The organism is Wenyingzhuangia marina (assembly GCF_900130035.1).
Lineage (GTDB): Bacteria > Bacteroidota > Bacteroidia > Flavobacteriales > Flavobacteriaceae > Wenyingzhuangia > Wenyingzhuangia marina.
In genome coordinates, this window is sequence record NZ_FQXQ01000001.1 from 834,321 (window position 1) to 847,115 (window position 12,795).

The following is a 12,795-nucleotide window of genomic DNA, read 5'->3' on the forward strand; positions in this document are numbered from 1 at the left end:
TATAGATATTATTAAGAAAATCTTAAAATAAGGAATTAAAATTTTCGTTTTAATTTTTCTCCCTACTTTTGTGTGAAATTAGAGATTTAAAAAGGGGTAATTTATTTATGGCGAATAATCTGGTAATAGTAGAGTCACCTGCAAAGGCAAAGACAATAGAGAAGTTTTTAGGAAAGGATTTTCAAGTGGAGTCTAGTTTTGGACACATTGCAGATTTACCGTCTAACGGATTGGGAATTGATGTTGATGGAGATTTTTCTCCAACATATTTAGTCTCTGACGATAAAAAATCGGTGGTTAAAAAATTAAAATCCTTAGCAAAAAAAGCAGAAACTGTTTGGCTAGCGAGTGATGAGGATCGTGAAGGAGAGGCAATTGCTTGGCATTTAAAAGAGCAACTTAAATTAAATGATGATAATACCAAACGTATTGTATTTCATGAAATTACCAAATCTGCAATTTTAAAAGCAGTAGAAAACCCAAGAAAAATTAACTATAATTTAGTTGATGCACAGCAAGCACGTAGGGTTTTAGATAGAATTGTAGGATACGAATTATCTCCTGTTTTATGGAGAAAAGTAAAAGCAGGATTATCTGCCGGTAGGGTACAATCTGTTGCTGTTAGATTAATTGTAGAAAGAGAACGAAGCATTTTAGAGTTTGTAAGTGAAGCTAGTTACAAAGTAGTAGCAGAATTTTACAATGATGAAGGAAAAAGTTTTAAAGCAACTTTACCTAAAGCTTTTGAAACAAGAGAAAAAGCAGAAGCCTTTTTAAAACAATGTATCGGAGCAGAATTTACCATTGCTGATTTAACTACAAAACCAGCAAAAAAGTCTCCAGCAGCACCTTTTACCACTTCAACATTACAACAAGAGGCAGCTAGGAAATTAGGTTTTTCAGTGTCAAAAACCATGACCGTTGCTCAGCGTTTATACGAAGCAGGGATTATTACCTACATGAGAACGGATAGTGTAAATTTATCTGATGAAGCAAAAAAAGCAGCTGCAGATGAAATTACCGTTTCTTATGGAGCAGAGTTTAGCAAGCCTAGAAATTATAATAACAAATCTAAAGGAGCACAAGAAGCGCATGAGGCGATTCGTCCTACTGATATGACTCGTCATGAAATCAATGAAGAATACGATCAAAATAGATTATATGATTTGATTTGGAAAAGAACTTTGGCTTCTCAAATGAGTGATGCACAATTAGAGCGTACCAACGTAAAAATTGAGAACAATAAAAACGCTAAAATTTTCACAGCAAATGGGGAAATGATCAAGTTTGAAGGGTTCTTAAAAGTATATTTAGAAGGAAACGATAACGAAGATGAAGAGCAAGATGGAATGTTACCTCGTTTAACCGTTGGTGATGTTTTAGAACATGAATACATAACAGCGACTCAACGTTTCACCAAAGCTCCATATAGATTTACAGAAGCGTCTTTGGTAAAACAATTAGAGGAGTTAGGAATTGGACGTCCGTCTACATATGCACCAACCATTTCTACTGTTTTGCGTAGAGGTTATGTAGAAAAAGGAACTGTTGAAGGAGAGGATAGAGCTTATGAGCAGTTTGTTTTAAAAAATGATAAAGTAGCTTCTAAAACCTTAACAGAAAAAGTAGGTTCAGATAAAGGAAAGTTAGTTCCAACAGATATTGGAAACATTGTAAATGACTTTTTAGTAGCGCATTTCGAAAAAATTCTTGATTACGGATTTACTGCAAAAGTAGAAGCGCAATTTGATGAGATTGCAGAAGGGAATGAGGAGTGGATTGGAATGATTAAAGAATTCTACCAAGGATTTCATACCAATGTAAAAGACGTTGCCGAAAATGCAGAAAGAGAAAGTGGAGAACGTATTTTAGGAACGCATCCAGAGTCTGGTAAAACGGTTTTAGTTCGTTTGGGTAAATTTGGTCCTTTGGCACAAATTGGAGGGCCAGATGATGAAGAAAAAGAATTTGCAAGTTTGTTAAAAGAGCAAAACTTGGGAACGGTAACTTTAGAAGAAGTTCTAGATTTATTCTTATTACCTAAAAATTTAGGAGAGTATAAAGGTGAAGAAGCGGTAGTTTCTAACGGTCGTTTTGGGCCTTATATCAAATATGGTGACATGTATGTTTCTTTAGACAGAGGAGAAGATCCTATGTCTGTAGATTTTGATAGAGCTGTTGAATTAATCGAAGCAAAAATAAAAGCCGATGCTCCAATTGCTGAGTATGAAAATTTACCAGTGCAAAAAGGAGTAGGTCGTTTTGGACCTTTTATTAAGTGGAACGGAATGTTTATCAACGTTAATAAAAAATACGATTTTGATAATTTATCAAACGATGATATTGTTCAGTTAATTGAAGATAAGAAGCGTAAAGAAATAGAAAAAGTAGTTCACAACTGGGAAGAAGAAGGAATTAGAGTAGAAAAAGCACGTTGGGGAAGACACAATATTATCAAAGGAAAAACAAAAATTGAACTTGCTAAGACAATAGATGCCCCTGCTCTTACGTTAGAAGAGGTAAAGGACATTATTGAAAAAAATGCTCCTAAAAAGAAAGCAAGAGCAAAAAAAGCACCTGCTAAAAAACCAGCAGCTAAAAAAACGACTAAGAAAAAATAGTATTTCATAAAGGTATGATTCAAGATTTTTTTACACCAATATCAGCAGAAGTACTTTCATATGAAGAAACTTCTAAAGAGATGTTGGGTCGTCAATTAGTTAAGCATACAGATGAATTAGGTTTCCCAGATTTGGAAAATGTAAATTTGGCTTTTTTTGATGTTAGAGAAGAAAGAGGAGCTGTAGGTAATCAAGGAACGGGGATTGGTGCTGATGAAATTCGCAAGCAGTTATATCAATTATACGGAGGGAATTGGGATCTCTCTATGGTAGATTTGGGTAGCATTCAGCCAGGAAATCAATTAAAGGATACTTATTTTGCAGTTCAAGAAACTGTTGATTTTTTATTGAAAAATAATGTGTTACCTATCATTATTGGAGGAGGTCAGGATTTAATTTATGCCAATTACAGAGGGTATAATCAATTAGATCAGGCAGTGAATTTAGCGGTTGCTAGCCCAAAGTTTAGTTTTGGAGATATTCAAGACGAGTTAAATTCAAATTCTTATCTAAGTAAAATCATTTTAGAGCAACCTTGTAATTTATTTAATTATGCCAATTTAGGATATCAAACTTATTACAATTCTCAAGAAGAGATTTCTCTTATAGAAAATTTGAGTTTTGAAGCTTACAGAGTGGGAGCGTTAAAAAATATTTCCATTGTGGAGCCTGTAATGAGAGATGCTGATATTGTAGCTATTGATATGGGAGTGGTAAGATGCGGAGAAGCACCAGCAAATGGAAATGCAAATCCAAATGGATTATATGGAGATGATCTTTGTGCTATTGCTAGGTATGCAGGGATTAGTGATAAAGTAACCTCCTTTGGAATATATGAGTACAACAAACTATTTGATGTCAACCATCAAACAAGTAAGTTGATTTCTCAGGTAATCTGGTATTTTATAGAGGGATATTCTTTAAGAACCAAAGATTATCCATACGGATCAAAAGATAGTTATTTAAAATATTTAGTCCCGTTTGAAAATGAGGTAATTAGCTTTTATCAAAGTGATAAAAGTCAAAGATGGTGGATGCAGGTAGATATACCTACACAATCAAAATATAAAAGACATGTTTTAGTACCCTGTTCGTACGATGATTATTTAAACACTATAGAGCAAAAAGTGCCAGAAAGATGGTTTAATGTACATAGAAAAATATCTTAATTTAATAATGAAAGAATATGGTATCCTCTTTCATTGCTCATTTAGATTTTTTTTCTAAGTTTACGCAATTCTATAAAAAAAGACACAACAAGATAATATGAAAAAAATACTGTTCTTATCCATAGTTTACATTACGCTAGTAAGCTGTAGCGGATTTGGAGATAAAGGAGAACTTGTAGGAGCAACATCTAAAAATACTTGGTTTGCTGAAAAGCCTTATGGAATGGTTTTAGTACCAGGAGGTTCTTTTACAATGGGGAAAACAGAAGAAAACAGATGGGGTGGTTTTGAAATGCCTCCTAGAAGTGTTACTGTAAAAGAGTTTTTTATGGATGATACTGAAATAACCAACAGTGAATATAAAGAATTTGTGTATTGGGTAAGAGATTCTATCGTAAGATCTGAATTAGCTAATTATGCAGAAGGTTTTTCTAGTTTAGATGATAAATCAAAATTTGGAATCTCAAATTATAAATATTTAAATGCTGAGGCAACTGCTGATCCTGAAAAATATACTCCATATGAGAATTATATGTTAAATACATATGGTATGATAAAACAAAATCACAAAGGAACTTTACCATTGAATTGGAAAGTGCCATTGTATTGGAAAACGGATGAGTATCCTGATGAAGGATATGCTGAGGTAATGGATCAATTATATTTGCCGCAGGAAGATGTTGGAGATATGAAAGTATTTGATGTTGGTTTATTAAAATACTCATATGTAGCAAATACTAAGCAAAATAGAACAAACATTGCAAAAAAGAACAGTTTTGCAGAGGTAGATATTAATGTTTATCCAGATACTACGGTATGGGCCAAAGATTTTGAGTATTCACATAACGATGCAATGGTTGATAATTATTTTTGGCACGCCGCATTTGAAGAGTATCCTGTTGTAGGAGTCTCTTGGAACCAGGCAAAAGCTTTTTGTAATTGGAGAACAAAAAAGAAAAACGATTTCTTAAGATCTAACGGTTCAGGGACTCAATTACCAGAATTTAGGTTGCCAACAGAAGCAGAATGGGAATTTGCTGCTCGAGGAGGTATTGAGAATGGAAAGTTTCCTTGGGGAGGGCCATATGTTACAGATAGAGATGGTTATTATTTAGCCAATTTTAAACCAAAGAGAAATGACTTTGCTGCAGATGGGTTTACTTATACTGTAGAGGCAAGATCTTTTCAAGCTAATGATTATGGTTTGTATAATATGGCTGGTAATGTTTCTGAATGGACATCTACAGCTTATAATACTACAGCTGCATATATTACAAATTCTTTAAATGCAGATATAGATGATCCGACAAATAAAAGAAAGGTCATCAGAGGTGGTTCTTGGAAAGACATAGCCTACTTTTTAGAGGTAAGTACAAGAGATTATGAATATGCAGATTCTGCAAAAAGTTATATTGGATTTAGAACTGTACAGGATTACTTAGGTGATGCTAAATGGGGAGGACTTCAATATTAATAACATATTAAATAAAAACTATTTTTTACACTTATGGATTTAAACTCAACAGGATTTAAGAAATTTATGGCAATGGCTTATGGTTTAGGAGGAGCCGTTGTTATTTTGGGAGCTTTATTTAAATTAATGCATTGGGATGGTGCTGATTTAATGCTACAATTAGGTTTGTTTACTGAAGCTATTATTTTTGTTATTTCTGCCTTTGAACCAATACCTAAAGAAGAATTAGATTGGTCTTTAGTTTATCCTGAGTTAGCGGGTAGTGGAAGTTCATCAAAAAAGAAAAAAGAAGAAACTCCAGAAGGAGTGTTGACCAAAAAAATAGATGAAATGTTGGCTGCTTCTAATTTAGATGCAAACGTAATTAACAAGTTAACAACAAGTATGAATAATCTTTCTGATGCTGCAAAGCAAATTGGAGAAAGTTCAGGTTCTGTGGCTGATACAAGTAAATACAATAAGGAAATAAGTGCTGCAGCAAATCATTTAGAAAAGATCAATGCAATGTATGCTACTCAAGAAGATAGCATGAACAAAGTACAATCTGCTCAAATGGAAGTATTAAATAATCAATCTAAATTGGTAAATTCTGTTTCTGAAAAATCAGAGGAGTTAACCAAGCAAATGGAAAGCCTGTCCAAAAACATCGCTTCATTAAACAGCGTTTATGGAGGAATGTTATCAGCAATGGGAAATAAATAAAGCTCTATCATAAATAAATCTAGTATTAAATTAAAAAAACTAAGTCTTTATGGCAGGAGCAAAATTAAGCCCTAGGCAGAAAATGATTAACTTAATGTATCTTGTATTGCTAGCACTTTTGGCAATGCAGGTTTCTGTTGAGGTAATGGAAGCATTTGCTAAAATGTACGAAAGATCAGAAGATGCCATAGAACAAGGGGTTGAAAAAAACAAAACAACTTTAGGAGATTTATATCAGTTGAGTAAAGAAAATTCTGCGCAATATGCTGAGATATATCAAATAGCAACTAAGATTGATAACTTATCTAAAGAATTTATCGCTGAGATTAAAGTTTTAAAGGATAAGATTAAAGAAGAGAATCCACTAGACCCAGAAACAGGTAAACTACCTGCAACAGAAATGGGAAAAGGAGATTTAATGGATGAGTTTTTATTTGTTGGAGATAAAAATAATAAGGCAGGAAATCAGTTCGTTTCAGCTGTTGATACTTACAGAGAAGAAATGTTAAAATTAATTTCTGGAAATCAAAATATTGTAAATCAAATCAATGCTAATTTTGAAACAAAACCTGTTGAAGTAAACTCAATAAAAAAATCTTGGTTAGATTATAACTTTAAAGGAATTCCCACCATTGGTACCATTGCTATTTTGTCTAGCATGGAGAATGCAGTGCTAAATATAGAAAATGAAGCGTTGACTTCTTTTTTATCAGGAAGATTAAAAAAAGCAACTTCAGCTAATAATCTAAAAGCATTGGTTATTCCTAGTAAAACTGCTTTTTTCGAAGGAGAAAAATTTGAAGGAGAAGTTTTATTAGCTAGTAGAGATGATTCTAAAGTACCAAATAAAGTTGTGATTAATGGTAATAAATTAGATTTAAATGATGCCAAAGTTTTTAACAATGGAGTAGTTTCTTTATCACTACCATCGGGTAAGGTTGGAGAAAATACGATTGTTGGAGAATTTACCTTTATAGAAAACGGAAAAGAAGTTAAAATTCCTGTTAATAGTAATTATGCAGTGGTGCCAAAACCTAGCGGAGCGGTTATTTCTGCAGATAAAATGAATGTGGTTTATAGAGGAATTGAAAACCCTATTACCATTTCTATGGCAGGAATTAATGCCAATAAAATAAATGCAAGTGCAACAGGATTAAGAAGAATTAATGGATCTAGTTATATACTAAGACCAGGAGGAGGAACTTCTGTTCAAATTAATGTAACTGGAATAACGGATTCGGGAGAAACAATAAAATCTGCACCGGTACCGTTTAGAATTAAAGACATTCCAGCACCACAAGCCAGTATTCGTGGAGAATATGGGTCTATTAGCATGCCAAAAACGAGTTTAGTAAAATCATCTATCTCTGCTGCTTTACCTGATTTTGTTTTTGATTTAAATTTAAATGTGTTAAGCTTTAAAGTAAAGGTACCAGGAAAAACAACAGTAATTGTAAATGGTAACAGAATGAATGCTCAAGCACAAAAAGCAATTGAATCTGCAAGTAGAGGCGATATTGTTACTATCTTTGGTATTAGAGCCGCAATAGTAGGGAACTCATCATATAAGCTTAAAGAGGTATTGCCAATCAGTGTAGAAATTTCTAATTAATAACTAGAATGAAAAATAATAAATTTATAAATAGCTTTTTATTTCTGTTTTTTGCAACAGTTTCTATAGCATTTTCACAGTCTAATTATGGATTGTTAAATGCTAAGAAGGTTTCAGAAATTGGAGTGAAATCAGAGGAACGTATAAAATTAGATCAAGACAAACCATTACCATATGAGTATGTTGATGAAAGAGATATATTATGGTCTAAAGTAGTTTGGGAAACCATTGATTTGTATCAAAAAGCAAATTTTCGATTGTATTATCCTGTAAACGATGATAATAACCCTGCTACTTCAAAATCCTTATTTGTTAATTTATTAGAGAATATCAAAAACGGAAATATTGTAGAAGTTTATGAAGACTCAAAGTTTATTAACAAATTACCTGTTTCTGAAATAGAAAAAAAATTAGTAAGAATTGATACGGCTAGTTATGGTTATGACATGTTAAATCAAGGAGAGACTAATATTGATGAGTATATCGATAAGAACTATATAAAGCCTGAGGATATTCAAGCTTATCAAATTAAAGGAATTTGGTACTTTAATAAGAGAACTAGTCAAATGAATTATCGTTTATTGGCAATTGCTCCCTTGGCTCCAGATGTACAAACTATTGGTAGAGATGATGTGGTTGATGATGATATTTATCCTTTGTTCTGGGTTTTTTATCCAGATGCTAGAAATGTATTGCATCATGCATATCCTATTAAAAATGGTTTTGCAGCTTATACAGAGTCTTTTGATTATTTGTTAAATATTAGAGATTTTGCTTCTGTAATTATTAGAGAAGAGAATATGTTTGGAAACAGAAGTATTAATGAATATATCCGAGGAAATTCATTATTCCAATTAAGAGAAGCACAAAATATTAAAGAAGAAATAAGAGATTTAGAGTCTGATATGTGGACCTATTAATCAAGTTATTTTATAATGCATATATAAGAAAAACTTTCACGATTTGTGAAAGTTTTTTTTTATTCTTGTAAGCTATGAATTAAAGTGTGATTATGCCGTTAGTAAGTTCTAAAGATTTTTCTACGTTACTAAAGCTAAACAAAATACCTATATTAGGTAATTTGGTTGGACGATTTTTTTTGTTTGTAACTCGACTAGATAAAGCCAATAAAGTTTATGATAAACATAAACATAAAGAAGGAATTCCTTTTTTAGATGGTTTGTTAAAGGAGTATGGAATTACCTACCATATTTCAGAAGCAGACTTAGCTAAAATTCCTAAGGAAGGAGCTTTTATTTCAATATCTAACCATCCACTTGGAGGAATAGATGGGGTTTTGCTGCTTAGGATTTTGTTAGAAGCCAGGTCTGACTATAAAATTATTGCTAATTTTTTATTACATAAAATAGATCCTTTAAAGCCTTTTGTAATGCCTGTAAATCCTTTTGAAGATAGAAAGGATGATATCTCAAGTGTAAAAGGAATTATATCAGCTTTAAAACATTTAAAAGAAGGAAATTCTTTAGGGATTTTTCCTGCAGGAGAAGTTTCTACCATTAAAGAAAGAAATATTTATGTTGATAATAAATGGGAAGAAGGAGCAATTAAGTTGATTAAAAAAGCGAATGTTCCCATTGTACCCATCTATTTTCATGCAAAGAATAGCCGTTGGTTTTACCGATTGGCTAAAATCAGTGGTGTGTTAAGAACTTTAAAATTGCCTTCAGAACTTAATAATAAAAGAAAACAGGTAATTCATATTAAAATAGGAACGCCAATTAAAGAAAGGGAGATCCAGCAAATTGATGAGATCACCACTTTAAATAGCTTTTTAAGAGGAAAAACTTATTTACTATCTAAATCCTTCTTAAGAAAAAGAAAACAAATCCTAGAGTATAGAAATCGCTTAATGAAAAAAGCAAAGGAGATTGCCTTGCCTAAAAATCATGAAGATATTTGTAGAGAAATAGAGACCATTAGGGAACATAAAAAAAGATTGTTTATTTCTAATGAGTATGAAGTCTTCTTAACCAAGGCTGATGAAATTCCTAATCTAATGGAGGAAATAGGAAGGTTAAGAGAAATGACTTTTAGGTTGATTGGAGAAGGGACTAATAAAAAAATAGACACAGATAAATACGATGATTATTACCATCATTTAATTTTGTGGAATAAGAATGATGAACGTTTTGTAGGTGCTTACAGAATGGGACTCGGTGAAGAGGTTTTTAAACGTAATGGATTTAAAAGTTTTTACGTGTCTACCTTTTTTAGATTTACCTCTGAAATGGATGAAAAACTCCCTAAAACCATAGAAATGGGTAGGGCTTTTATTGTTCCAGAATATCAACAAAAACCCATGTCTTTGTTCTTGTTGTGGAGAGGAATTGCTGCTGTTACTGTAAAATATCCTCAATATGAATATTTAATGGGAGGGGCTACCATTAGCAATCTGTTTACTAATTATTCAAAATCTGTAATGATGAGTTTTTTAGATACTTATTATAGAAATGATGAGGTGGCAGATTTTATAAGTTCTAAAAATCCATTTGAGATTGATTTAACACCAAATGAGTTTGATTATATGAAGAACTTTATTGATGGAGATGTTAAAAAATTAGATAACATTATTAAAGAAGTAGAAGGTGATAAGTTACGTTTACCTGTATTGATAAAACAGTACATCAAGCAAAATGCAAAGTTTGTGGCTTATAATGTTGACAATGATTTTAATGATGCTATTGATGCTTTAATTTTTATGAGAATTAAAGACATTCCAAAAGAAACTATAGAGCCTATTTTAAAAGATGTTACTTTAGAAAATTAAAATTACCTTCTAAGGTAAATTGTTTTATTTCTTCAATAAAAGACCTGTCGTTAAGCAGTCTTGGAACCTTGTGTTGTCCACCCAGTTTATTTTTGCTTTTTAACCAATGGTGAAATTGATTTTTATGAGCAATGGTAATGATAGGACTTACTAAAGTCATGTCTTTATATCGTTTTGCCTCGTAGTCAGAATTAATTTGTTTTAAAGCATTGTCTAAAGATGTTGTAAAGGTTTTTAAACAAGTAGGTTGTTCTTCAAACTCAATAAGCCATTCGTGACTTCCTTTTGTCTTAGCATCCATAAAAACGGGTGCTACGGTATATTCTTTAATGGTTGAATTTGTTTCTTTACAAGCAATTTTTAAAGCCTGTTCGGCATTTTCAATGATTAATTCTTCTCCAAAAGCATTGATAAAATGTTTGGTTCTTCCCGTAATTTTAATTCGATGTGGAAAAGTTGAAATAAACTTAATGGTATCTCCAATAATATATCTCCACAAACCAGCATTGGTCGTAATGACCAATGCATAATTTTTATTAATTTCTACTTCGGATAAAGGAATGGCTTTAGAGTTTACACTGTTGTATTCATCCATAGGAATAAACTCATAAAAAATGCCATAATCTAACATTAGTAATAATTCATCACTGTCATTTTGATCTTGAATGGCAAAAAATCCTTCGGAAGCATTATAAGTCTCATAGTATTTAAAAGTATCTGATGGGATTAACTTTTTATACTGTTCTTTGTATGGCGTAAAGTTTACACCACCATGGAAATAAACTTCTAAGTTAGGCCAAACTTCTAGAATATTATTTTTACCTGTATGTTTTAAAACTCTTTCTAACAATACCAACATCCAAGAGGGAACACCTGCTAAACTTGTAATATTTTCATCAACAGTTTCTTTAATAATAGCATCCATTTTGGCTTCCCACTCACTCATCAAAGCTACTTCCTGTTTGGGAGCGCTGCTCATATCCGCCCATAGAGGAAGGTTTTCTATAATAATGGCAGACAAATCACCAAAGTAAGATTCATTGTTTTCATATACTGCACTACTTCCACCTAAACGCAAGTTTTTTCCCGTAAAAAGTTTAGCATCTTCATTGTTATTGTAAAATAAAGTAAGCATGTCTTTTCCACCCTTAAAATGACATTGTTTAATAGCATCTTCGCTTACAGGAATAAACTTACTCTTAGCATTAGTGGTTCCGCTAGATTTTGCATACCATTTTATTTTATTATCCCAAAGTACACTTTTACCAGTATTGCGCTGTTCTTCTATATATGGGCTTAAAGCCTCGTAGTTCATTAACGGAACTTGATTTTGAAAATCTTGATACGTATTTATTTTTTTAAACTGATACTTTTTACCATAACTGGTTTTAGCAGCTGCGTCTAGCAACTTTAGTAGCTGTTCGTTTTGAACTTCTACAGGATATTTTAAAAAAAGCTCTACTTGATGTTTTCTTTTTTTAAGAAACCATGAAATAATTGAGTTTAATATAGGTAATGTCATATCCTTTAAGTGCCTAATACAAGTTAAAAATGAATATCTTTGAACAACTAAAATAACTTTTTTCCATGAGATTCCACGGTGTATTAACAAAAATGACCACAGAAAATAAGGATCAGGTTCAGTACTACTTATCTACAGATAGTCACGTATTGAATTTAAATCAATTGTTAAACAAATCAATCGCTATTACTTTTGAGGGGTATCAATGTTTAAGCTGTGGGAAAGAGAAGAAAATTTTTAGACAAGGACATTGTTATGAATGTTTTTATGAACAACCGGGTGTGGCTGATTGGGTGATGAAACCTGAATTAAGTACAGCGCATTTAGGAATTGAAGATAGAAACTTGGCTTATGAAGAAAAAGCACAATTGCAACCACATATAGTTTATTTGGCATTGTCTAGTAATGTAAAAGTAGGGGTAACAAGAAAAACGCAAATTCCAACACGTTGGATAGATCAAGGAGCGAACAAAGCTATTCCTTTTGTAGAAGTGCCTAACAGATATTTGGCGGGAATTACAGAAGTTGCTTTAAAAGATCATGTAAGTGATAAAACCAGTTGGCAAAAAATGTTAAAGAACGATGTTGCTGATGAAGATTTAATTAAAGTAAAACATGAATTAAAACAATATTTACCTGAAGAGACCAAAGAATATTATGTTCAGGAAGATGAAGTGTTAGAACTTAATTATCCTGTAGAAAATTATCCAACGAAAGTAGGAAGTTTAAATTTAGACAAGGAAAATTTTTACGAAGGAATTTTAAAAGGTGTAAAAGGGCAATATTTGATTTTTGAAGACGGTAAAGTTTTTAACATTAGATCTTACGAAGGTTATAAAGTAAGTTTAGATATAGCATAAAAAAAGCGACTCAAATTTGAGTCGCTTTTTATTTAGGATTTAAATTT

Annotated in this window: 9 protein-coding genes; 8 read left to right on the forward strand and 1 reads right to left on the reverse strand. The window is 32.0% G+C overall.

The annotated features are described in order from the left end of the window. The first annotated feature begins 107 nt into the window (after positions 1-107). The 7 genes from topA (at position 108) to BUB70_RS03580 (ending at position 10,366) form a co-directional block, all read left to right on the forward strand. Positions 108-2,621, forward strand: coding sequence for a type I DNA topoisomerase (topA, locus tag BUB70_RS03550; protein ID WP_073118307.1), 2,514 nt, complete (start codon positions 108-110; stop codon positions 2,619-2,621). Between the two features lie 14 nt (positions 2,622-2,635). Continuing rightward, a complete protein-coding gene (locus BUB70_RS03555) occupies positions 2,636-3,790 on the forward strand; it encodes a formimidoylglutamase (protein ID WP_073118309.1) in 1,155 nt (384 codons plus the stop codon). A gap of 97 nt (positions 3,791-3,887) precedes the next feature. Then, positions 3,888-5,264, forward strand: coding sequence for a T9SS ring complex lipoprotein PorK/GldK (gene porK / locus BUB70_RS03560; protein ID WP_073118311.1), 1,377 nt, complete (start codon positions 3,888-3,890; stop codon positions 5,262-5,264). 33 nt (positions 5,265-5,297) lie between these two features. Further along, complete coding sequence (gene porL / locus BUB70_RS03565; protein WP_073118313.1) at positions 5,298-5,966, forward strand: type IX secretion system motor protein PorL/GldL; 669 nt, start codon at positions 5,298-5,300, stop codon at positions 5,964-5,966. Positions 5,967-6,015: 49 nt separating this feature from the next. After that, the gene (gene porM, locus BUB70_RS03570; RefSeq protein ID WP_073118315.1) at positions 6,016-7,578 is read left to right on the forward strand and encodes a type IX secretion system motor protein PorM/GldM; all 1,563 of its coding nucleotides are present in this window, start codon (positions 6,016-6,018) and stop codon (positions 7,576-7,578) included. Between the two features lie 8 nt (positions 7,579-7,586). Beyond that, positions 7,587-8,498 carry a type IX secretion system ring subunit PorN/GldN gene (gene porN, locus BUB70_RS03575; RefSeq protein ID WP_073118317.1) on the forward strand — a complete coding sequence of 304 codons (912 nt, stop codon included), beginning with the start codon at positions 7,587-7,589 and terminating at the stop codon, positions 8,496-8,498. 92 nt (positions 8,499-8,590) lie between these two features. Next, positions 8,591-10,366 (forward strand): GNAT family N-acyltransferase, encoded by a 1,776-nt coding sequence (locus BUB70_RS03580; RefSeq protein ID WP_073118319.1) that lies wholly within the window; start codon positions 8,591-8,593, stop codon positions 10,364-10,366. Here BUB70_RS03580 and BUB70_RS03585 read toward each other — a convergent pair. Then, positions 10,350-11,888, reverse strand: a complete 1,539-nt coding sequence (locus BUB70_RS03585; RefSeq protein WP_073118321.1) for a GH3 auxin-responsive promoter family protein — start codon at positions 11,886-11,888, stop codon at positions 10,350-10,352. The two genes, BUB70_RS03580 and BUB70_RS03585, sit on opposite strands and share 17 nt — an antisense overlap. Before the next feature lie 65 nt (positions 11,889-11,953). Here BUB70_RS03585 and BUB70_RS03590 point away from each other — a divergent pair, with 65 nt between their 5' ends. Continuing rightward, positions 11,954-12,748, forward strand: a complete 795-nt coding sequence (locus BUB70_RS03590) for a DUF2797 domain-containing protein (RefSeq protein ID WP_073118324.1) — start codon at positions 11,954-11,956, stop codon at positions 12,746-12,748. The last annotated feature ends 47 nt before the right edge of the window (positions 12,749-12,795 follow it).

What these genes read in the sequence shown, in the direction of transcription:
- BUB70_RS03590 (WP_073118324.1), top strand. Translation starts at nt 11,954, where the DNA reads ATGAGATTCCACGGTGTATTAACAAAAATGACCACAGAAAATAAGGAT.
- topA (WP_073118307.1), top strand. Translation starts at nt 108, where the DNA reads ATGGCGAATAATCTGGTAATAGTAGAGTCACCTGCAAAGGCAAAGACA.
- BUB70_RS03585 (WP_073118321.1), bottom strand. Translation starts at nt 11,888, where the DNA reads ATGACATTACCTATATTAAACTCAATTATTTCATGGTTTCTTAAAAAA.
- porM (WP_073118315.1), top strand. Translation starts at nt 6,016, where the DNA reads ATGGCAGGAGCAAAATTAAGCCCTAGGCAGAAAATGATTAACTTAATG.
- porK (WP_073118311.1), top strand. Translation starts at nt 3,888, where the DNA reads ATGAAAAAAATACTGTTCTTATCCATAGTTTACATTACGCTAGTAAGC.
- BUB70_RS03555 (WP_073118309.1), top strand. Translation starts at nt 2,636, where the DNA reads ATGATTCAAGATTTTTTTACACCAATATCAGCAGAAGTACTTTCATAT.
- BUB70_RS03580 (WP_073118319.1), top strand. Translation starts at nt 8,591, where the DNA reads ATGCCGTTAGTAAGTTCTAAAGATTTTTCTACGTTACTAAAGCTAAAC.
- porN (WP_073118317.1), top strand. Translation starts at nt 7,587, where the DNA reads ATGAAAAATAATAAATTTATAAATAGCTTTTTATTTCTGTTTTTTGCA.
- porL (WP_073118313.1), top strand. Translation starts at nt 5,298, where the DNA reads ATGGATTTAAACTCAACAGGATTTAAGAAATTTATGGCAATGGCTTAT.